This is a genomic window from Pseudomonas sp. LBUM1659, assembly GCF_059716045.1.
Genome location: NZ_CP166797.1, coordinates 4,623,703 through 4,643,684 on the forward strand (window position 1 = coordinate 4,623,703; position 19,982 = coordinate 4,643,684).

Here is a 19,982-nt window from a genome sequence, read left to right on the forward strand (position 1 = left end):
TGTTATTTATCCGGGCTGTCGATGGTCAGTGTCTGCGGCGCTGTGGTGCTGCTGGCCAAAGGCTGACTGCGACCGACCCATTCACCGGCAGTCGGTTGGCCGGCACGGGAGACGCGCGCAACCAGTTGGACTTCAGGATAGTTCGACAGTTTCAACTGCGGCATCATGGCGTCGGCATCACCCAGTTCGACGGTCACCGGCAAGTCGGCCACGGTCAGGCGTTTGGCCGCCAGCGGCGCGGGTGGGCCTGAAGTGGCGCGGACGAAGATGAATACGCTGTCGCCCGGTTGGACCTTGGCTTTGAGCGCTGGCGCCAGGTCTACGGTGACTTTCAGCAACGCTGCCGCTTTGGGCGCGGGTGCCTGAACAACCTTGCCACCGCTGGCTTCAAGTTTCTCGGTGGCCTTGGCAATACCGCCTTGCAGTGCGGCACGGGAGTTGTCGTTGGGCGGCAGTTGCTCTAGCAGGCGATTCCAATAGTCGATGGCGTCCTGATAACGCTGGCTTTCAAACGCCACGATGCCGAGCAGGCCCAGACTGGTGACTTCTTTCGGATCGGCTTTCAGCGCTTCATCAGTCAGCGCCTGAATCTTGTCCGACCACTTTTTGCCATCGGCGAAGTATTGGGCCTGAGCCCATTGGCCGAGCAGTTCCGGTTGACGACCGGCCAGGTTCACCGTGCGTTCGAAGATCTTCGCCGCGTCGCCAGGACGGTCCTGAGCCATGTACGTGCGACCGAGGAAATACAGGCCTTCAGCCGAGTCGGGCTGAGCGGCGACGGCGCGCTCCAGGCGACGGGTCATCTCTTCCATCGACTGTGGCGCCAGGGCGAATTCGCGGGTCAGCTCAACTTTGTCACTGGCACCGAAATGCAGGTACAAGCCAAGGCCGAGCACCGGAACCAGCACCGCCGCCAGCAACGGCAACGGTTTGCCCAGGCGAGTCACTCGCGGCGCTGCAACGCCTTCAGTGTCGGCGAGCAGCTCACGGGCCGCTTCGGCACGGCCGGTGTCCATTTGCGCGGCATCGAGCACGCCCTCTTCCTGCTGAGTCTGCAACTCAGCCACGCGCTCTTGATACAGCGCGACGTTCAGGGCAGTACGATCCTCTTCAAGTTGCGCGCGACGACCACGCAGAACCGGGATCAACAGAAAACTCAGGGCAACCAGAAGTAGCAGACCTGCAGCAAGCCAGAAATCAATCATTCTTGGTTTTATCCAACAGGTGGTCGAGGCGCTCACGCTCCTCGGCAGAAAGCGCGTCCGGGGTTTCAGCGCGTTGTACGCGACGACGGCGGACGATCACGGCGATGATCACAAAACCGCCCAGCAACAGGCCGGCCGGGCCGAACCAGAGCAGTGCCGTCTTGGCGTTGAGTGCGGGTTTGTAACGGACGAAATCACCGTAGCGGTCGACCATGAAGTCGATGATCTGCTGATTGTCCTTGCCCTCACCGAGCATGCGGAAGATCTCTTTGCGCAGGTCGGCGGCGATCGGCGCGTTGGAGTCGGCGATGTCCTGATTCTGGCACTTGGGGCAACGCAGTTCTTTGGTCAGCTCGCGAAAACGCTCGCGATCACCTTCTTTGGCGAACTCGTAGGTGTCGATGGCGGCGTGCGCCACGCCGGCCATGCTCAAGCCCAATACCGCTGCAGCTATCCAGCGCTTCATGGCTTGCCCTCATCGACCAGCGCCTGATACTTGGCCGCCAGTTTTTCGCGCCAGACCTGCTCGTCGATTACGCCGACAAACTTGTCACGGATGATGCCTTTGGCGTCGATGAAAAAGGTTTCCGGCGCGCCGTACACGCCGAGGTTCAGGCCAAGGGAGCCCGCATCGTCGCGGATGTCCAGCTGGTACGGGTTGTGAAATTCCTCCAGCCACTTCAAGGCATCAGCGTTGACGTCCTTGTAGTTGATGCCATAGATCACCACGCCCTGCTGGGCCAGTTTGTTCAGCACCGGGTGCTCGACCCGGCAGGAAATGCACCAGGTGCCCCAGACGTTGACCAGTGCCGGTTTACCAACAATGTCAGCCTTGGTCAGCGTCTTGTCACCTTGCACCGATGGCAGGGAAAACTCCGGGAACGGCTTGTTGATCATCGCCGAAGGCAACTCGGCCGGGTCGAGGTACAACCCGCGATACAGGAAAACAGCCACCACCAGAAAAATCACCAGTGGCAACAGCATCAACCAACGTCTCATGCAGCGGCTCCCGTCATGCCCAGTGCTTCACGCACGCGGCTTTGCACTTTGACCCGATAACGCCGATCCAGCGCCGCCAGCAATCCGCCGAAACCAGTCAGCAAGCCGCCGAACCAGATCCAGCGCACGAACGGTTTGACGTGAACGCGCACGGCCCAGGCGCCATCGCCCAGCGGTTCGCCGAGAGCTACATAGAGGTCGCGGGTGAAACCGGCGTCGATCCCGGCTTCGGTCATCACCGAGTTCTGCACGGTGTAGAGGCGTTTTTCCGGGTGCAGCACGCTGACTTCCTTGCCGTCGCGGATCACCCGGATGGTGCCCTTGTCAGAGGTGAAGTTCGGGCCTTCGAAGTGCTTGGCGCCTTCGAACACGAAGTGGTAACCGCCCAGATCCATGGACTCGCCCGGCGCCAGGCGCAGGTCACGCTCGGCACTGTTCTGGCTCGACAGCACGACGCCGAGCGCACACACGGCGATACCGAGGTGAGCGATCTGCATGCCCCAATAACTGCGGGTCAGGGTCGGCAGGCCTTTGATCAGACCTTTGTGGCGAGTCTTGTCGACAATGTCACGCACTCCGGCCAACAACACCCAGGCCGCGAGCATGAAGGTCGCGATGACTGCCCAGTTGAAATCGCCGTAAGCGACGCCGGCAATTACAGCCAGTGCAGCACTGCCCAGCAAGACCGGGGTGAGCATGCTCATCAGCCATTTGACCGGGGTGTCTTTCCAGCGCACCAGCATGCCGACCGCCATCACCATCATCAGCAACGCCATCAACGGAATGAACAGCGCGTTGAAGTACGGTGGGCCGACCGACAGCTTGGCGCCGGTCATCGCATCCAGAATCAGCGGGTACAAGGTACCGAGCAGGATCATCGAAGCGGCGACCACCAGCACCAGGTTGTTCCCCAGCAGCAGGGTTTCCCTGGACCAGAGGTTAAAGCCCACCTGGCTCTTGACCACCGGTGCGCGCAGGGCGAACAGCGTCAGCGAACCGCCGACCACAAACAGCAGGAAGATCAGGATGAACACACCGCGTTCAGGGTCGGACGCAAACGCGTGAACCGAGGTCAGCACGCCGGAACGCACGAGGAACGTGCCGAGCAAACTTAACGAGAACGCGGCAATGGCCAGCAGCACGGTCCAGCTCTTGAACACGCCACGTTTTTCCGTGACCGCCAACGAGTGAATCAGCGCCGTACCCACCAGCCAAGGCATGAAGGAGGCGTTTTCAACCGGGTCCCAGAACCACCAGCCACCCCAGCCGAGTTCGTAGTACGCCCACCACGAACCGAGGGTGATGCCGATGCCGAGAAACGCCCAGGCAACGATGGTCCAAGGACGCGACCAGCGCGCCCACGCCGCATCAAGGCGACCGCCCATCAACGCCGCGATGGCAAAAGCGAAGGCCACCGAGAAACCGACGTAACCCATGTACAGCATCGGCGGGTGCACGATCAGGCCGATGTCCTGCAGCAGCGGATTGAGGTCGGCGCCATCGCTGGGCATTTGCGGCAGGATGCGCTTGAACGGGTTGGAGGTGAGAATCAGGAACAGCAGGAAACCGGTGCTGATCATGCCCATCACGGCCAGTACCCGCGCCAGCATGACTTGCGGCAACTGTCGGGAGAACACCGACACCGCGAAGGTCCAGCCGCCAAGGATCAATGCCCACAGCAGCAATGACCCTTCGTGCGCGCCCCACACTGCGCTGAATTTGTAGTACCACGGCAAGGCGCTGTTGGAGTTGTTCGCGACGTAGGCGACCGAGAAGTCGTCGGCCATGAACGCGTACGTCAGGCACCCGAAGGCAAACACCAGAAAAGTGAACTGGCCCCAGGCAGCCGGCTGCGCGAGGCTCATCCACAAGCGGTCACCGCGCCAGGCACCGAGCAACGGCACCACGGCCTGAGCCACCGCGAAACACAGCGCCAGGATCATGGCCAGGTGGCCAAGCTCAGGGATAAAGATTCCCGATGTCATCAATTAACCCTCTTTGGCTTGTGTAGGCGCCGACTGGCCGCTGTCTTTCAGGGCCTTCGTCACTTCCGGCGGCATGTATTTCTCATCGTGTTTGGCCAGCACTTCGTCGGCCACCACCACACCGTCGGCGTTGATTTTGCCCAGAGCGACAATGCCCTGCCCTTCACGGAACAGGTCCGGAAGAATGCCGCGATAGGTGATGGTCACGGATTTATTGAAGTCGGTGACGATGAATTTCACGTCCAGCGAGTCGCCGGAACGTTGCAGCGAACCTTTCTCGACCATGCCGCCCGCCCGAATACGCGTGTCCTGCGGCGCTTCGCCATTGGCGATCTGGGTCGGGGTGTAAAACAGATTGATGTTCTGCTGCAGGGCGCTCAGGGCCAGCCCGACGGCAGCACCGACACCGACCAGAATCGCGAGAATGATGATAAGACGCTTTTTGCGCAGCGGATTCACTTGCCGTTCTCCCGGCGCAGACGACGCGCCTCTTGTTGCAGATACCGCTTGCGGGCCAGGATCGGCGCCGCCACGTTGAGGGCCAGGACCGCCAGGCAGATGCCATAGGCTGACCAGACATACAGGGCGTGATGGCCCATGGCGAGGAAGTCGCCGAATGAAGCAAAACTCATCGAGCGGCCTCCAGACTGTTCTGTACTTCGGCCTTGACCCAGCTGGCACGCGCTTCGCGCTTGAGCACTTCAAGACGCATGCGCAGCAACAGAACAGCACCGAAGAAACAGTAGAAGCCCAGCACCGTCAGTAGCAGAGGCAGCCACATTTCAGCCGGCATCGCCGGTTTTTCGGTGAGGGTGAAGGTCGCGCCCTGGTGCAGGGTGTTCCACCACTCCACCGAGTATTTAATGATCGGAATGTTGATCACACCGACAATCGCCAATACCGCGCAAGCCTTGGCGGCGCTGTCACGATTGCTGATGGCGTTGCCCAGCGCAATAAGACCGAAGTACAGAAACAGCAAAATAAGCATGGACGTCAGTCGTGCATCCCAGACCCACCACGAACCCCAGGTCGGTTTGCCCCAGATTGCGCCGGTGACCAGCGCCACGGCGGTCATCCAGGCACCGATAGGCGCCGCGCATTGCAGGGCGACGTCGGCCAGTTTCATCTTCCACACCAGTCCGACAATGCCGCACACGGCCAGCATCACGTAACAGGACTGCGCCAGCATCGCGGCGGGAACGTGGATATAGATGATGCGAAAGCTGTTGCCTTGCTGGTAGTCGGGCGGCGCGAAGGCCAAGCCCCAAACGACTCCCACGCCGATCAGCAGCAACGCCGCGACGCTCAGCCAGGGCAGGAGTTTGCCGCTGATGCCGTAAAACCATTTGGGCGAGCCGAGCTTGTGAAACCACGTCCAGTTCATACTGTTTCCATCACGGTTGCCCTTCGCTGTGAAGGGCTGGGTCTTTACTGGTCAAATTTTAACCAGACCTCATTATTCGCCGACGCTGATCTTCAGGCCAGCAGCTATTGCAAACGGTGTCAGGGTTATCGCCAGGGCGGTCAGGCTGCCAAGCCACAAGAGATAACCGGTCGCCGGCATGCCCTGCAAGGCTGCCTGCAAGGCGCCACTGCCGAGAATCAACACCGGGATGTACAACGGCAGAATCAGCAGTGCCAGCAACAGGCCACCTCGCTTCAATCCCACCGTCAGGGCTGCGCCCACCGCACCGAGCAGGCTCAGCACCGGTGTACCCAGCAATAAAGAAAGCAGCAACACCGGCAGACAAGCGGCAGGTAGACCGAGCATCAACGCCAGCAGTGGAGCGAGCAAAACCAGTGCCAGGCCAGAGAAGGCCCAGTGTGCCAGTACCTTGGCCAAAACCAGAAGAGGCAGAGGGTGCGACGAAAGGACCCACTGTTCAAGCGATCCGTCTTCGAAATCACTGCGGAAAAGCCCGTCCAGCGAGAGCAAAACCGATAAAAGAGCGGCCACCCAGACCAGTCCCGGAGACAAGGTTTGCAACAATTGAGCCTCGGGGCCGACTGCCAATGGGAACAGCGCCACCACGATGGCGAAGAATACCAGCGGATTGGCCAGTTCCGCAGGACGGCGGAACAACAAACGGGCCTCACGGGCGACCAACAGGCCGAAAACACTCATACGGCCCAATTCCCCAGATCAATGTCGCGATAGCCGACCGGCATCCGGGTCAGCGTGTGGTGCGTGGTCAACACGACCATGCCGCCCTGCTCGCAGTGTGCAGCCAGGTGTTCTTCGAGTTGCGCCACGCCTTGTTTGTCGAGCGCGGTGAACGGTTCATCGAGAATCCACAGCGGCGGGCTGTCCAGGTACAACCGCGCCAGCGCCACACGGCGATGCTGGCCAGCAGACAGCGTGTGGCAGGGAACATCCTCGAAACCGCGCAGTCCGACAGCAGCCAGCGCTTGCCAGATGGCCTCATGGGACGCCGGATGATGCAGGGCGCAGAGCCAGCTGAGGTTTTCCTCGGGGGTCAGCAGCTCCTTGATGCCGGCAGCATGACCGATCCACAGCAGGTTGCGCGCCAGCTCGAACCGTTGCTCATTGAGCGGCTGGCCGTTGAGCAGCACTTGACCGGCGGTCGGCTGCATCAGACCGCTCAGCAAGCGCAACAGGCTGGTCTTGCCACTGCCGTTGGGACCGCTGATTTGCACCATTTCGCCACTCGCCAGTCTCAAATCGAGATTTTCGAAGAGCAGCCGAAGGTCTCGCTCACAAGCGAGGGCAACGGTTTGCAGGACAGGGCTGGTCAAGGGATCACGGGCCTTTTGCGGTTCAAGTCGGCGGCGAGGCGGCCGCTAAAGAGATGCAGCATAGATGCATTGGCGGCTGGTTCTAGAGAGCGGCGTCAAACAATTGCAATGTTTTCGCCACTCCCCGAAAGACGGGCGGCATTATACATGCCATGCCCTACTCTAAAGCGTGCAATTTCCTCAGGTTGTGACCGCGTATGACAGGCGAAATGAACATCCTCCCACTGCCGCAGACCACGCCCGCGACTTCGCGACCGTTGGTGGTCAGTGGCGACCAGCTGAAGTTGCTGACGCCGATGGAGGGCCTGATCGCCGTCGGGCAGACCGCCAAGGCTGAAGTGCTGTCGCTCAAGCAGCAGGATCAGACCTTTCAACTGTTGCTCAAAGTCACCCTCGACAGCGGTCGCCAGAGCACGCTCCAGGCCACCAGCACTCAACCGCTGCCCCAAGGCACCCGCCTGGCGATCACTCAACCGTCGGCGAGCAACCTGGCCATCACCGTGCAACAGGCCAATGCCACAAGCGTCGCCACACTCACCCGCATCGACACCGCACAACTGCCGGTCGGTACCTTGTTGCAAGGCAAAGTGCTGACCTCGCAGGTGCTGCCACAGGTACCGGGGCAACCGACAGTGTTTCGCTCGATGGTGGGCCTGCTGAACACGGTGCTGAGCGGCAGCACACTGAGCATCGACAGCCCGACGCCCCTGCGCATCGGCACCTTGTTAAGTGCAATGGTGCAAGACACCCAGACGCTGAAATTCGTCCCGTTGAGCAGCCGCCAGGAACAATTGGCCGTGACGCAGCAACTGCTCAGCCAGCAAAATCGTCAAGGCTCGCTGGATGGCTTGATCAGAGCCCTGCAAAACCTGTCACCGCAGCCTTCGTCGGATCCAACCTCCAGCGACCTGCGCGTTGCCGTGGAAAAACTGCTCGCCGGTCTGCCGGATATTCAGCAACTGAGCACGCCAAAGGGCCTGGCTCAAGCGCTGGCCAACAGTGGCCTGTTCCTCGAAGCAAAACTGCTGACCGGGCAGAACCCGACGCTGGCCCCGGACATGAAAAGCGATTTGCTCAAGCTGATCGCGCAACTGACACCGGGGCTGCCGGCCAATACCAACCTCAACGCAATCATTGCCGCCAACACATTGGTGCAGGCAATGCCGAGTTTCGTGCGCAGCGCCCTCGGCATGCTCGGCCAGGTTAACGCCAAACCGCTGCCGACCCGTTTCCCGCTGCCCGAACGCCTGCTCCAAAGCCAGGACGGTGAAGGGGATCTGGAGCACTTGCTGCGTTTGGCGGCGGCCGCCGTTTCGCGCCTGCAAAGCCATCAACTGTCGAGTCTGGAACAAACCGGCGTGACAGACGACGGTCGCCTGCTCAGCACCTGGCAGCTGGAAATCCCGATGCGCAACTTGCAGGACATCGTGCCGTTGCAGGTCAAGTTCCAACGCGAAGAAGCCCCCGAGAAGGAACAACCGCACGAACGTCGCGACGAACATGAGCCGAAACAACCACTGTGGCGCGTCGACCTGGCGTTCGACATGGAGCCGCTGGGCCCGCTGCAGATTCAGGCGCAGTTGATCAAGGGCAGCCTGTCAAGCCAGCTGTGGGCTGAACGTCCGTACACCGCGAGCCTGATTGAAAACAACCTGGCCGGGCTGCGCGAACGCCTGCTGGCGTCGGGCCTGAACGTCGGCGATCTGGATTGCCACCTGGGCACACCACCACAAGGCCCTCAAACCCGTCTCGAACAACGCTGGGTCGACGAAACCGCATGAGAAACCCCGACGTCCCACGCCAGGCCATCGCCCTCAAATACGACGGCAGCCACGCCCCTACCCTCACGGCCAAGGGTGACGAAGAGCTGGCTGATGAGATTCTACGTCTCGCCCGCGACTGCGAAGTGCCGATCTACGAAAACCCTGAGCTGGTGAGGCTGCTGGCGAAGATGGAATTGGGGGACAGTATTCCCGAGGAGTTGTACCGCACGATTGCCGAGATAATTGCGTTTGCGTGGAATTTGAAGGGCAAGTTTCCGGCGGGGCATGATTCGGAGGTGGGAATGGTGGAGAAGGACATTACCGGTCGCGGGGATGATTACTGAGTTTTCGAGGACGCCATCGCGGGCAAGTCGAATTGTCGCACCGCCGCTCCCACAGGGTTCGCGGTGTTCACACTTTTTGTGTTCACCACCGTTCCCCTGTGGGAGCGAGCCTGCTCGCGAAAGCGATCTAAACCACCCCGCAAAAATCAGTTCTTGTGCAGCTTGCGCATCAACTCCGCCTCAGCCTGGGTCAACCCGCAGGACTGAGTCAGTTCATCAACCGTAGCGCCCATCCCCACCAGTCGCGCCGCCTGGGCAAACGACAGGCTCGTCGGGTCGCGCTGCTCCAGTTGAGCCAGTTTGTCCGGCAACGGGCGGACCACCGCGCGCAGTTCGTGCAGGTCTTCACCCATGCGCACGTTGCCGTTCTGGTAGTCGTCCACGCGTTTGGCCAGGTCTTTGATGCGCTGATCCCGTAGCGCATCGCCCTGAGCCTGTTGTGCGGCGATCAGTCGTTGACCGCGTATGTACGCCAGAAACATCGCCAGCGTGCCTGCCCAGAAGAGGAACAGGACAATGACCGCAACCTCAAGAATCAATCAGATGTTCTCCAGATCCGACCATTCTTCTTCGCTCATCATCTTGTCCAGCTCGACCAGGATCAGCAATTCGTTGTTCTTGTTGCACACGCCTTGAATGAACTTGGCGGACTCTTCGTTACCGACGTTTGGCGCGGTTTCGATTTCCGACTGACGCAGGTAAACCACTTCAGCCACGCTGTCGACCATGATCCCGACAACCTGCTTGTCGGCTTCGATGATGACGATACGGGTGTTGTCGCTGATCTCTGCGTTCATCAGGCCGAAGCGCTGACGGGTGTCGATCACGGTGACCACGTTACCGCGCAGGTTGATGATGCCCAGGACGTAGCTCGGAGCACCCGGAACCGGGGCGATTTCGGTGTAGCGCAGGACTTCCTGAACGCGCATCACGTTGATGCCGTAGGTTTCGTTGTCCAGCTTGAAGGTTACCCATTGCAGGATCGGATCTTCGGAACCCTTTGCAGCCGTCGCCTTATCATTCATACCCTGACCCCTCAAAAAACCGCCCTGGCGGTGTGTGTTCTGTACGTCGGCAGTCACTGCCGTCGCGTGTTTTTATGTTGGTTTGTGAGCCGGCTTTTTAATACTGCTCAGGTGCCTTGCGCCGCCACTGGCGATCAGCTCGGCCAGCGCGGAAACGTCGAGCAATGCACACATGTGTTCAATTACAGTGCCCGCCAGCCATGGCCGTTGACCACGGTGACTGCGCCATTTGATTTCGTTGGGGTCCAGGCGCAACGAGCGGCTGACTTGATGCACCGCCAGCCCCCACTCATAACCCTGAACCGAAATGACGTATTGCAGGCCCTGACGGAAATCATCGCGGTAGCGGTCAGGCATGACCCAACGCGCGGTGTCCAATACTTTCAGGTTGCCGGCCTGGCTCGGCAGAATCCCGAGGAACCATTCTGGCTGACCGAACAGCGGCGTCAGCTCGTGACCGGCCAAGGAATAAATCGACCCCAGGCACACCAATGGCACCGCCAGTGTCAGGCCGGCGACGTCGAACAACAGGCATTCGAAGGGCTCAGCGGCCCACAAAGGACGCCCATCAGTTTCCACCGCAGGCGCAGTGTTGCTCGGTGGCAAGTGAACGTCGACGACCGGCGACACCAACGTTTGCAGCAATGGTTCGACGGTCGATACCGGTGCCAGGACAGGTGCCGGCACGTCCATGACAGGCGCTGGCGCTTTGGCCTCGCAAGCAATCACAGGGGCAATTACCGGGGCTGCAACCACCGCCACAGGGCGCGCATCCCGGGCCTGCTCTTCGAGCACCGCCAACTGAAACTCATCCAGAGTTCTTTCTGGCTCGCCCACCTCGACTAGCGCTTCGATGAGCGGCGCCAACTCCTCGGTCGCGTCTTGCAGCAAGCCGTCCAGGTAATTCTGGAGCGCGAGTTGCGGGCGAGAGGTGATTTTCACCGGCCGATTCATTCAAGCACCCCGCAAGGAAGGTTCATCTCAAGCCACCTGCGCAACAGATTGCTGCACCAGCAAATGCTTGAGCAGCGCGCGGTAAGCGAGAACGCCGCGGCTCTTGCCGTCAAACTGCGAAGGCGTGAGCCCGGCCCTGCTCGCATCCCGCAAGCGGGTGTCGACCGGGATGTAGCCTTGCCAGATTTCTTCCGGGTATTTGTCGCGCAGCACCCGCAGGGTTCCGAGGGAAGCCTGGGTGCGGCGGTCGAACAAGGTCGGGATGACGGTGAACGGCAGCGCCTGCTTGCGCGAGCGGTTGATCATCGCCAGGGTGTTGACCATGCGTTCCAGACCTTTGACGGCCAGGTGCTCGGTCTGTACCGGGATCACCAACTGCTGGCTTGCCGCCAAGGCATTGACCATCAGTACGCCGAGCAACGGCGGGCTGTCGATCACGGCGTAATCGAAGTCTTGCCACAACTGCGCCAGGCTCTTGGCGATGACGAGGCCCAAACCACTTTGCCCCGGCGACTGACGCTCAAGCGTGGCCAGCGCGGTGCTGGAGGGCAACAGCGAAATGCTTTCGTGGCTGGTGGGCAACAACAACTGACCGGGCAAGCCCTGCGGCACACTGCCCTTGTGCAGGAACAAGTCGTAGCTGCTGTGTTCCAGGGTGTCGGGGTCGTAGCCGAAGTAGCTGGTCATGGAGCCGTGCGGGTCGAGATCGACCACAACCACGCGTTTGCCCGCCTCGGCCAGCAAACCGGCTAAAGCGATTGAGGAAGTGGTTTTACCAACACCACCCTTTTGATTGGCAACTGCCCAGACTCTCATTCGAATGTTTCCGCTCGGTCGACAGGGTAAACCGAGAAATAGCTCAACGTGTTAATGCGGGTGACGGAGAATTGACGGCACTCTCTCGTCCCGGCGACTTGAGCGGGGTTGGTGCAGTTTGTGTGCCAGCACGCTTCAATGCGGCGTCCGGTTGCGCATGAGCGGTACCGGTGCCGGTCAGGCTGCGGCGTACATCGAGATTGCGCGAAACCACCAGCACCACTCGACGGTTGCGAGCGCGGCCTTCAGCGGTGGCGTTGTTGGCCACCGGCTGGAATTCGCCGTATCCCACGGACGCCAGGCGCCCAGGGTTTACGCCCTGCATCGCCAGCATGCGCACGATGCTCGCGGAACGAGCCGAAGACAGTTCCCAGTTGGTCGGGTACTGCGCGGTGCGGATCGGCTGATCGTCGGTAAAGCCTTCGACATGAATCGGGTTGTCGAACGGTTTCAGGATCCGGGCCACCTTGTCGATGATGTTGAACGCGATGTCACTGGGCATTGCATCGCCACTGCCAAATAACAGGCTCGAATTGAGTTCGATCTCAACCCACAACTCATTGCCACGCACGGTCATCTGATTGGAACTGATCAGGTCACCGAACGCCGCGCTGATGTCATCGGCGATGCTTTTCAGCGGGTCGGTGGAGCCGGCGACACCGGCATCGACCTGCTCACTGTCTTTCACCAAGGGCTTGGCCGGCGTCACCGTCATCGGTCGCTCCTCACCAATCGGGATCGGCTTGAGGGAGCGATCCGCGTCGGTGAAGACCCCGATCAACGCTTGCGAGATGACTTTGTACTTGCCTTCGTTGATCGACGAGATCGAGTACATGACGACGAAGAACGCGAACAGCAACGTGATGAAGTCGGCATAGGAAACGAGCCAGCGTTCATGGTTTACATGTTCTTCAGGTTGCCGACGACGGGCCATAATCCATTACCCCCATCAATCCATGAAGCCCTGAAGCTTCAACTCAATAGAGCGAGGGTTTTCACCTTCGGCAATCGACAGGATCCCTTCCAGCAACATTTCCCGATAACGCGACTGGCGCAAGGCGACGGACTTGAGCTTGGCGGCAATCGGCAGCAACACCAGGTTGGCACTGGCCACGCCATAGATGGTGGCGACGAAGGCCACGGCAATGCCGCTGCCCAGTTGGCTCGGATCGGCCAGGTTGCCCATGACATGGATCAGGCCCATCACCGCACCGATGATGCCGATGGTCGGCGCGTAGCCACCCATGCTTTCGAAGACTTTGGCGGCTTCGATGTCGCGGCTTTCCTGGGTGTAGAAATCCACTTCGAGAATGCTGCGAATCGCTTCCGGTTCGGCACCGTCAACCAGCAGTTGCAAGCCTTTGCGCGAGTAGCTGTCGGGTTCGGCATCGGCCACCCCTTCCAGGCCGAGCAAACCTTCCTTGCGGGCAGTCAGGCTCCAGTTCACCACGCGATCAATGCCACCGGCCAGGTCAACGCGAGGCGGAAACAGAATCCAGCCAAGGATTTGCATGGCGCGCTTGAAGGCGCTCATCGGCGATTGCAGCAACGCTGCGCCGATGGTCCCACCAAGGACGATCAGCGCTGCCGGTCCGTTAGCCAGCGCCCCGAGGTGGCCGCCTTCAAGGTAGTTGCCGCCAATGATGGCGACGAACGCCATGATGATGCCGATAAGACTTAAAACATCCATCAGATACAGGCCTCAACCAGGTGCTTGCCAATATCTTCCAACCCGTAGATCGCGTCCGCGAGATCGGCTTTGACGATGGCCATCGGCATGCCGTAGATCACGCAACTGGCTTCATCCTGAGCCCAGACCGCACTGCCGCTATGCTTGAGCAGGCGAGCACCTTCGCGACCGTCGGCGCCCATGCCGGTCAGTACGACCGCCAGAACTTTGTCGCCGTAGGACTTGGCGGCCGAACCGAAGGTGATGTCCACGCTTGGTTTGTAATTCAGACGCTCGTCGCCCGGCAGGATTTTCACCGCGCCACGGCCGTCGATCATCATTTGCTTGCCACCCGGGGCCAGCAACGCCAGGCCAGGGCGCAGGATGTCGCCATCCTCGGCTTCCTTGACCCTGATGCGGCAGAGCTTGTCCAGGCGTTCGGCGAAGGCTTTGGTGAACGCCGCCGGCATGTGCTGGATCAACACGAGCGGCGCCGGGAAGTTGGCCGGCAACTGGGTCAGGACCCGTTGCAGCGCAACCGGACCGCCGGTGGACGTGCCGATGGCAACCAGTTTGTAGGCTTTGCGTTTCGGCGCGGGCGACGATGGGGCGGACGGCGCAGGGGCGTGCGTGCGAGCCGGTATCGGTGCCGGCGCGGGGCGCGACGGTGCGCTGCTGCTGTAACTGCTGACGCTTGCAGGCACAGGCGCTGGCGTCGGGACTGGCACGGCGACAGGGGCCGGAGCGCTGTAGGTATTGGCGCGCCGGTTACTGCGCGAAATGCTGAGAATCTTCTCGCACAGCAGTTGCTTGACCTTGTCCGGGTTACGGGAGATGTCTTCAAAATTCTTCGGCAGGAAATCGACGGCGCCGGCGTCCAGCGCATCGAGGGTGACCCGTGCGCCTTCGTGGGTCAGCGAGGAGAACATCAATACCGGCGTCGGGCAGCGCTGCATGATGTGTCGAACAGCCGTGATGCCATCCATCATGGGCATCTCGTAGTCCATGGTGATCACGTCCGGCTTGAGGGCCAGGGCCTGATCGATCGCCTCTTTTCCGTTGGTCGCCGTACCGACGACCTGGATATTCGAATCCGCTGAAAGAATTTCCGAGACGCGGCGGCGGAAAAACCCCGAATCGTCCACCACCAGGACTTTGACTGCCATAAACACTCCATTAGACGGAGCGAGGCTCAGTCGCCCCGCCCCACCAGAATCAAATACGCCGCGTGGCGTAACGCTTGAGCATGCTCGGAACATCGAGAATCAGCGCAATACGGCCGTCACCGGTGATGGTGGCGCCCGACATGCCCGGGGTTCCCTGGAGCATTTTGCCCAATGGCTTGATGACCACTTCTTCCTGGCCCACCAACTGATCGACAACAAAGCCGATCCGCTGTGTGCCCACCGAAAGGATCACCACATGGCCTTCGCGCTGCTCTTCGTGAGCGGCGGAGCTGACCAGCCAGCGCTTGAGGTAAAACAGTGGCAGCGCCTTGTCGCGCACGATCACCACTTCCTGGCCGTCCACCACGTTGGTGGTCGACAGGTCGAGGTGGAAGATCTCGTTGACGTTCACCAGCGGGAACGCAAACGCCTGGTTGCCGAGCATGACCATCAGCGTCGGCATGATCGCCAGGGTCAACGGAACCTTGATGACGATCTTCGAGCCCTGGCCCTTGGTCGAGTAGATATTGATCGAACCGTTGAGCTGGGAGATCTTGGTTTTCACCACGTCCATGCCCACGCCACGACCCGACACGTCGGAGATCTCGGTTTTGGTCGAGAACCCTGGCGCGAAAATCAGGTTGTAGCACTCGGTGTCGCTCAAGCGATCCGCTGCGTCCTTGTCCATCACACCGCGTTTTACCGCGATGGAGCGCAGGACATTCGGATCCATGCCTTTGCCGTCATCGGAAATCGAAAGCAGGATGTGGTCGCCTTCCTGTTCCGCCGCGAGGACCACCTTGCCGCCACGGGATTTGCCCGAGGCTTCGCGCTCTTCCGGCGACTCGATGCCGTGGTCGACCGCGTTGCGCACCAAGTGGACCAGCGGGTCGGCCAGGGCCTCGACGAGGTTCTTGTCGAGGTCGGTTTCTTCGCCGACCAGTTCCAGGTTGATTTCTTTCTTGAGCTGGCGAGCCAGGTCGCGAACCAGACGCGGGAAGCGCCCGAACACCTTCTTGATCGGTTGCATCCGGGTCTTCATGACCGCGGTTTGCAGGTCAGCCGTGACCACGTCGAGGTTCGATACAGCCTTGGACATGGCCTCATCAGCACTGTTGGCACCCAGGCGAACCAGGCGGTTACGCACCAGTACCAATTCACCCACCATGTTCATGATTTCGTCGAGGCGCGCGGTATCGACCCGCACCGTGGTCTCGGCTTCGCTGGCCGGTTTTTCCGGTGGCGGCGCGGCGGGGGCACGGGCCGGGGCCGGTGCAGCGGCGGCGACCGGTTTCGGCGTTTCGGCTTTCGGCTCAGGCGCCTTGGCAACCAGTGCCGGTGCCGGTGCGACTGCCTTGGCGACCGGGGCCGCGACGGAAGAGGTGGCAGAACCTGTGCCGACTTCGCTGAACTTGCCTTTGCCGTGCAATTCGTCGAGCAGCGCTTCGAACTCGTGATCGGAGATCAGATCGCCGCCCGCCGCGGCGGCTGTTGGCGCAGCCGGCACCGCCACCGAAGCAATGGCCGACTCCAGCGCATCCACCGCGAAGTTGCCTTTGCCGTGCAGCTGGTCGAGCAGTGCTTCAAATTCGTCGTCAGTAATGTCGGAGCTGTCGCCTGCTGCTTTCGGGGCAGCAGGTGCGGCTGGCGCAGCGACCACCGCATCGACAGCGAACTGGCCTTTACCGTGCAGCTGATCGAGCAACGACTCGAACTCGGCATCGGTGATTTCGTCGCTGGCTGCGGCATCGTTGACCGGCATTGGCGCGGTAACCGGCGCTTCGGCCTCAGCCTTGACGGCGTTGAGCGAGTCCAGCAGTTGTTCGAATTCGTTATCGGTGATGTCGTTCGATTCACTGTCAGCGGCAGGTGCTTGCGCCACTTCAGCAACCGATGCTTGTTCATCAGCTGTTTGCGGCTCGGCCAGACGGGCCAGAGCCGCCAGCAATTCAGGTGTCGCAGCCGTGACCGGGCTACGCTCGCGGACTTCGCCGAACATGCTGTTCACCGCGTCCAGCGCTTCAAGGACCACATCCATCAGTTCCGAATCAACGCGACGCTCACCCTTGCGCAGGATGTCGAACACGTTCTCGGCGATGTGGCAGCACTCCACCAGCTCGTTGAGCTGGAGGAAGCCAGCGCCCCCTTTTACAGTGTGAAAACCGCGAAAAATTGCATTGAGCAAGTCCGCATCATCCGGTCGGCTTTCCAGCTCGACCAGCTGTTCGGACAGTTGCTCTAGAATCTCGCCGGCCTCAACCAGGAAATCCTGAAGGATCTCTTCATCGGCGCCGAAGCTCATTAAGGGGGTGCTCCTGAGGTCTAAAAACCTAAAAAACCTAAAAAACCTAAAATGCTAAAACTCTAAAATCCTAGGCTGGATAACAAATCGTCCACATCGTCCTGACCGGACACAACGTCTTCTCTTTTATCGGCATGAATCTGCGGACCTTCACCCTGAGAGAGATGTTTTTGCGGATCTTTTTCAGCCAGCATCGATTCACGGTCATGTTCGATACCCGCAAAGCGGTCTACCTGGCTGGCCATGAGTACGAGCTTGAGCAGGTTGCTTTCAACTTCGGTGACCAATTGAGTCACGCGCTTGATGACCTGACCGGTGAGGTCCTGGTAATCCTGAGCCAGCAAAATGTCGTTCAGGTTGCTCGACACCCTGCGGTTGTCTTCGTTGCTGCGTGTCAGGAAACCGTCGATCCGGCGGGCCAGTTCGCGGAACTCTTCAGCGCCGACTTCGCGGCGCATGAACCGTCCCCAATCCGTGCTCAACGCCCGGGCTTCGTCAGCCAGGCTATTGACCAGCGGCGTGGCGTTTTCCACCAGGTCCATGGTGCGGTTGGCCGCGGCTTCGGTCAGCTTGACCACATATCCCAGACGCTCGGTGGCATCGGTGATCTGTGACACTTCCTCGGCTTGCGGCATGTGCGGGTCAATCTGGAAATTGACGATCGCGCTGTGCAGCTCGCGGGTGAGCTTGCCCACTTCCTGATACAGGCCGCGGTCACGGGTCTGATTGAGCTCATGGATCAATTGCACAGCATCGCCGAACCTGCCCTTTTCAAGGCTCGCGACCAGTTCGACGGCGTGTTTTTTCAGGGTCGATTCGAAATCGCCCTGGGATGATTCTTTATGCTCCATAGCTCCCCCGTGGCGCAGTTCAACCGATGCGTTCGAAAATCTTCTCGATTTTGTCTTTCAACGCCTGGGCCGTGAAGGGTTTGACCACATAGCCGTTTACACCGGCCTGGGCCGCTTCGATGATCTGCTCGCGCTTGGCTTCAGCGGTCACCATCAACACCGGCAGGTGCTTGAGTTTTTCATCGGCACGCACATGGCGCAGCAGATCGATACCGGTCATGCCAGGCATGTTCCAGTCCGTTACCAGAAAGTCGATGCTTCCGCTGTTGAGAACCGGAATGGCAGTAGTGCCATCGTCGGCCTCAACCGTGTTGGTGAACCCAAGGTCACGCAACAGGTTTTTTATGATCCGCCGCATCGTTGAGAAGTCATCAACGATGAGGATTTTCATGTTCTTGTCCAATTCGACCTCCAAGCAGACTTAAACGCGCCCAGCACCTGGACGCGCCATTTCAATCAATCCGGCAATGCATTCGATGACTGTCTGGAGCACAACAGATCGCGACCGGTGCCGTTCAAAACCACACCAGCCTCGTTCGCAGTGTCCCCACACTGCCTTCAGCGCGCTCGCCACTCCCCCAAACGCCCCCGCAAACGGGCCGCGCACTGGCTGTGTAACTGGCTGACCCGCGATTCGCTGACCCCCAGGACCTCACCGATTTCCTTGAGATTCAACTCTTCGTCGTAGTACAGCGCCAACACCAGTCGCTCACGCTCCGGCAAATTGGCAATCGCGTCCGCCAGCGCTGCCTGGAAGCGTTCATCTTCCAGATCGCGTGACGGCTCGAGATGAGCACTCGCGCCATCCTCGTGCAGCCCTTCGTGTTCGCCGTCCTGCAACAGATCGTCGAAACTGAATAAGCGGCTGCCCAGGGTGTCGTTCAAAATCCCGTAATAATCGTCGAGACTCAATTGGAGTTCGGCCGCAACCTCGTGATCTTTAGCGTCACGGCCGGTTTTAGCTTCAATAGAGCGAATTGCGTCACTGACCATGCGGGTATTTCGGTGGACCGAACGTGGTGCCCAGTCCCCCTTGCGCACTTCATCGAGCATGGCGCCGCGGATTCGTATGCCCGCGTACGTCTCGAAACTCGCGCCTTTGCTGGCGTCGTATTTGGTCGACACTTCAAGCAGGCCGATCATCCCGGCCTGGATCAGGTCTTCAACCTGGACACTGGCTGGCAGACGGGCCAGCAAGTGGTAAGCAATGCGTTTGACCAGTGGCGCGTAACGCTCGATCAGCTCGTACTGCGCGTCACGTGCCGACATCTTGTAGAGGTTATAGCCACTGGCTGTCATAGGACGGGTCCCGCGGTCTGCTGCACGAGCCGCTCGACAAAAAACTCCAGGTGCCCACGCGGGTTGGCAGGCAATGGCCAGGTATCGACTTTCTGCGCGATGGCCTTGAACGCCAGGGCGCACTTGGAACGCGGGAAGGCTTCATAAACGGCGCGTTGCTTCTGCACGGCCTTTCGCACGCTTTCGTCGTAAGGCACCGCGCCGACGTACTGCAGGGCGACGTCGAGGAAGCGATCGGTGACCTTGGTCAACTTGGCGAACAGGTTGCGACCTTCTTGCGGGCTCTGGGCCATGTTGGCCAGGACGCGGAAGCGGTTCATGCCGTAATCGCGGTTAAGCAGTTTGATCAGCGCGTAGGCGTCGGTAATCGAAGTCGGTTCGTCGCAGACCACCAGCAAGACTTCTTGCGCTGCACGAACGAAACTGACTACCGAGTCACCTATACCCGCGGCGGTGTCGATCACCAGGACGTCGAGGTTGTCGCCGATGTCGCTGAAGGCCTGGATCAGGCCGGCGTGTTGAGCCGGACTCAGGTGAACCATGCTCTGTGTGCCGGAGGCCGCCGGAACGATTCGAATACCGCCTGGGCCCTGCAACAGAACGTCGCGCAGCTCACAGCGGCCTTCGATCACGTCAGCCAGGGTCCGTTTGGGTGTCAGTCCCAGCAGGACGTCGACATTCGCCAGGCCCAGGTCAGCGTCCAACAACATGACGCGACGGCCGAGCTCGGCCAGGGCCAGTGACAAATTCACTGACACGTTAGTCTTGCCGACGCCACCTTTGCCGCCGGTCACCGCGATCACCTGTACGGGATGCATGCTGCCCATGTTATTTCTTTACCTTGTCT

The 19,982-nt window shown here is 60.3% G+C and carries 23 protein-coding genes; 2 read left to right on the forward strand and 21 right to left on the reverse strand.

Annotated features, from left to right (window positions below; genetic code table 11):
* Positions 1-2 precede the first annotated feature (2 nt).
* The 9 genes from ccmI to ccmA form a co-directional block, all read right to left on the reverse strand.
* The gene (ccmI, locus tag ACA048_RS20910) at positions 3-1,205 is read right to left on the reverse strand and encodes a c-type cytochrome biogenesis protein CcmI (RefSeq protein ID WP_497626095.1); all 1,203 of its coding nucleotides are present in this window, start codon (positions 1,203-1,205) and stop codon (positions 3-5) included.
* Complete coding sequence (locus ACA048_RS20915) at positions 1,198-1,671, reverse strand: cytochrome c-type biogenesis protein (RefSeq protein ID WP_477790894.1); 474 nt, start codon at positions 1,669-1,671, stop codon at positions 1,198-1,200. Before ACA048_RS20915 ends, ccmI begins: the two co-directional genes overlap by 8 nt.
* Positions 1,668-2,204, reverse strand: a complete 537-nt coding sequence (locus ACA048_RS20920; RefSeq protein ID WP_497626096.1) for a DsbE family thiol:disulfide interchange protein — start codon at positions 2,202-2,204, stop codon at positions 1,668-1,670. The genes ACA048_RS20915 and ACA048_RS20920 overlap by 4 nt, the downstream gene beginning before the upstream one ends.
* Positions 2,201-4,189 carry a heme lyase CcmF/NrfE family subunit gene (locus ACA048_RS20925; RefSeq protein ID WP_497626097.1) on the reverse strand — a complete coding sequence of 663 codons (1,989 nt, stop codon included), beginning with the start codon at positions 4,187-4,189 and terminating at the stop codon, positions 2,201-2,203. The genes ACA048_RS20920 and ACA048_RS20925 overlap by 4 nt, the downstream gene beginning before the upstream one ends.
* Before the next feature lie 3 nt (positions 4,190-4,192).
* The gene (gene ccmE / locus ACA048_RS20930; RefSeq protein WP_489333609.1) at positions 4,193-4,648 is read right to left on the reverse strand and encodes a cytochrome c maturation protein CcmE; all 456 of its coding nucleotides are present in this window, start codon (positions 4,646-4,648) and stop codon (positions 4,193-4,195) included.
* The gene (gene ccmD / locus ACA048_RS20935) at positions 4,645-4,821 is read right to left on the reverse strand and encodes a heme exporter protein CcmD (RefSeq protein WP_008145547.1); all 177 of its coding nucleotides are present in this window, start codon (positions 4,819-4,821) and stop codon (positions 4,645-4,647) included. Before ccmD ends, ccmE begins: the two co-directional genes overlap by 4 nt.
* A complete protein-coding gene (locus ACA048_RS20940) occupies positions 4,818-5,573 on the reverse strand; it encodes a heme ABC transporter permease (RefSeq protein WP_007946756.1) in 756 nt (251 codons plus the stop codon). The genes ccmD and ACA048_RS20940 overlap by 4 nt, the downstream gene beginning before the upstream one ends.
* Before the next feature lie 72 nt (positions 5,574-5,645).
* On the reverse strand, positions 5,646-6,314 hold the full coding sequence (gene ccmB, locus ACA048_RS20945; RefSeq protein WP_007946758.1) for a heme exporter protein CcmB: 669 nt from the start codon (positions 6,312-6,314) through the stop codon (positions 5,646-5,648).
* A complete protein-coding gene (gene ccmA, locus ACA048_RS20950; protein WP_497626098.1) occupies positions 6,311-6,946 on the reverse strand; it encodes a cytochrome c biogenesis heme-transporting ATPase CcmA in 636 nt (211 codons plus the stop codon). The genes ccmB and ccmA overlap by 4 nt, the downstream gene beginning before the upstream one ends.
* 197 nt (positions 6,947-7,143) lie before the next feature.
* Here ccmA and fliK point away from each other — a divergent pair, with 197 nt between their 5' ends.
* Positions 7,144-8,727 (forward strand): flagellar hook-length control protein FliK, encoded by a 1,584-nt coding sequence (gene fliK / locus ACA048_RS20955; RefSeq protein ID WP_497626099.1) that lies wholly within the window; start codon positions 7,144-7,146, stop codon positions 8,725-8,727.
* Entirely contained in the window at positions 8,724-9,053 is a 330-nt protein-coding gene (locus ACA048_RS20960; RefSeq protein WP_497626100.1) for an EscU/YscU/HrcU family type III secretion system export apparatus switch protein, read from the forward strand. Before fliK ends, ACA048_RS20960 begins: the two co-directional genes overlap by 4 nt.
* Before the next feature lie 146 nt (positions 9,054-9,199).
* Here ACA048_RS20960 and ACA048_RS20965 read toward each other — a convergent pair whose 3' ends face one another.
* The 12 genes from ACA048_RS20965 to fleN all read right to left on the reverse strand — a co-directional run bounded on the left by ACA048_RS20965 (position 9,200) and on the right by fleN (position 19,962).
* A complete protein-coding gene (locus ACA048_RS20965; protein WP_223517105.1) occupies positions 9,200-9,592 on the reverse strand; it encodes a DUF2802 domain-containing protein in 393 nt (130 codons plus the stop codon).
* A complete protein-coding gene (locus ACA048_RS20970; RefSeq protein WP_007946765.1) occupies positions 9,593-10,078 on the reverse strand; it encodes a chemotaxis protein CheW in 486 nt (161 codons plus the stop codon).
* Positions 10,079-10,150: 72 nt separating this feature from the next.
* Complete coding sequence (locus tag ACA048_RS20975) at positions 10,151-11,032, reverse strand: CheW domain-containing protein (protein WP_497626101.1); 882 nt, start codon at positions 11,030-11,032, stop codon at positions 10,151-10,153.
* A 27-nt stretch (positions 11,033-11,059) separates the two neighbouring features.
* Positions 11,060-11,848, reverse strand: a complete 789-nt coding sequence (locus ACA048_RS20980; RefSeq protein WP_497626102.1) for a ParA family protein — start codon at positions 11,846-11,848, stop codon at positions 11,060-11,062.
* Between the two features lie 43 nt (positions 11,849-11,891).
* On the reverse strand, positions 11,892-12,782 hold the full coding sequence (gene motD, locus ACA048_RS20985) for a flagellar motor protein MotD (RefSeq protein WP_477795271.1): 891 nt from the start codon (positions 12,780-12,782) through the stop codon (positions 11,892-11,894).
* Between the two features lie 15 nt (positions 12,783-12,797).
* Entirely contained in the window at positions 12,798-13,538 is a 741-nt protein-coding gene (locus ACA048_RS20990) for a flagellar motor protein (protein ID WP_223517097.1), read from the reverse strand.
* On the reverse strand, positions 13,538-14,683 hold the full coding sequence (locus ACA048_RS20995) for a protein-glutamate methylesterase/protein-glutamine glutaminase (RefSeq protein WP_497626103.1): 1,146 nt from the start codon (positions 14,681-14,683) through the stop codon (positions 13,538-13,540). Before ACA048_RS20995 ends, ACA048_RS20990 begins: the two co-directional genes overlap by 1 nt.
* A 49-nt stretch (positions 14,684-14,732) precedes the next feature.
* Complete coding sequence (locus tag ACA048_RS21000; protein WP_497626104.1) at positions 14,733-16,985, reverse strand: chemotaxis protein CheA; 2,253 nt, start codon at positions 16,983-16,985, stop codon at positions 14,733-14,735.
* A 62-nt stretch (positions 16,986-17,047) separates the two neighbouring features.
* Complete coding sequence (locus ACA048_RS21005) at positions 17,048-17,836, reverse strand: protein phosphatase CheZ (protein WP_497626105.1); 789 nt, start codon at positions 17,834-17,836, stop codon at positions 17,048-17,050.
* Positions 17,837-17,855: 19 nt separating this feature from the next.
* Positions 17,856-18,227 (reverse strand): chemotaxis response regulator CheY, encoded by a 372-nt coding sequence (locus ACA048_RS21010; RefSeq protein ID WP_024012118.1) that lies wholly within the window; start codon positions 18,225-18,227, stop codon positions 17,856-17,858.
* Between the two features lie 167 nt (positions 18,228-18,394).
* The gene (gene fliA / locus ACA048_RS21015) at positions 18,395-19,135 is read right to left on the reverse strand and encodes an RNA polymerase sigma factor FliA (protein WP_223517089.1); all 741 of its coding nucleotides are present in this window, start codon (positions 19,133-19,135) and stop codon (positions 18,395-18,397) included.
* A complete protein-coding gene (gene fleN / locus ACA048_RS21020; RefSeq protein ID WP_003222917.1) occupies positions 19,132-19,962 on the reverse strand; it encodes a flagellar synthesis regulator FleN in 831 nt (276 codons plus the stop codon). The genes fliA and fleN overlap by 4 nt, the downstream gene beginning before the upstream one ends.
* Positions 19,963-19,982: the final 20 nt, after the last annotated feature.

Bases quoted from the DNA above. Each gene is read 5' to 3' on its own strand.
- ccmD (WP_008145547.1), bottom strand. From the start codon at position 4,821: ATGAGTTTTGCTTCATTCGGCGACTTCCTCGCCATGGGCCATCACGCC.
- fliA (WP_223517089.1), bottom strand. From the start codon at position 19,135: ATGACAGCCAGTGGCTATAACCTCTACAAGATGTCGGCACGTGACGCG.
- motD (WP_477795271.1), bottom strand. From the start codon at position 12,782: ATGGCCCGTCGTCGGCAACCTGAAGAACATGTAAACCATGAACGCTGG.
- ACA048_RS20940 (WP_007946756.1), bottom strand. From the start codon at position 5,573: ATGAACTGGACGTGGTTTCACAAGCTCGGCTCGCCCAAATGGTTTTAC.
- ACA048_RS21005 (WP_497626105.1), bottom strand. From the start codon at position 17,836: ATGGAGCATAAAGAATCATCCCAGGGCGATTTCGAATCGACCCTGAAA.
- ACA048_RS20925 (WP_497626097.1), bottom strand. From the start codon at position 4,189: ATGACATCGGGAATCTTTATCCCTGAGCTTGGCCACCTGGCCATGATC.
- ACA048_RS20915 (WP_477790894.1), bottom strand. From the start codon at position 1,671: ATGAAGCGCTGGATAGCTGCAGCGGTATTGGGCTTGAGCATGGCCGGC.
- fleN (WP_003222917.1), bottom strand. From the start codon at position 19,962: ATGGGCAGCATGCATCCCGTACAGGTGATCGCGGTGACCGGCGGCAAA.
- ACA048_RS20920 (WP_497626096.1), bottom strand. From the start codon at position 2,204: ATGAGACGTTGGTTGATGCTGTTGCCACTGGTGATTTTTCTGGTGGTG.
- ACA048_RS20975 (WP_497626101.1), bottom strand. From the start codon at position 11,032: ATGAATCGGCCGGTGAAAATCACCTCTCGCCCGCAACTCGCGCTCCAG.
- ACA048_RS20990 (WP_223517097.1), bottom strand. From the start codon at position 13,538: ATGGATGTTTTAAGTCTTATCGGCATCATCATGGCGTTCGTCGCCATC.
- ccmB (WP_007946758.1), bottom strand. From the start codon at position 6,314: ATGAGTGTTTTCGGCCTGTTGGTCGCCCGTGAGGCCCGTTTGTTGTTC.
- ACA048_RS20980 (WP_497626102.1), bottom strand. From the start codon at position 11,848: ATGAGAGTCTGGGCAGTTGCCAATCAAAAGGGTGGTGTTGGTAAAACC.
- ACA048_RS20970 (WP_007946765.1), bottom strand. From the start codon at position 10,078: ATGAATGATAAGGCGACGGCTGCAAAGGGTTCCGAAGATCCGATCCTG.
- ACA048_RS21000 (WP_497626104.1), bottom strand. From the start codon at position 16,985: ATGAGCTTCGGCGCCGATGAAGAGATCCTTCAGGATTTCCTGGTTGAG.
- ACA048_RS20995 (WP_497626103.1), bottom strand. From the start codon at position 14,683: ATGGCAGTCAAAGTCCTGGTGGTGGACGATTCGGGGTTTTTCCGCCGC.
- ccmI (WP_497626095.1), bottom strand. From the start codon at position 1,205: ATGATTGATTTCTGGCTTGCTGCAGGTCTGCTACTTCTGGTTGCCCTG.
- ACA048_RS20960 (WP_497626100.1), top strand. From the start codon at position 8,724: ATGAGAAACCCCGACGTCCCACGCCAGGCCATCGCCCTCAAATACGAC.
- ACA048_RS21010 (WP_024012118.1), bottom strand. From the start codon at position 18,227: ATGAAAATCCTCATCGTTGATGACTTCTCAACGATGCGGCGGATCATA.
- fliK (WP_497626099.1), top strand. From the start codon at position 7,144: ATGACAGGCGAAATGAACATCCTCCCACTGCCGCAGACCACGCCCGCG.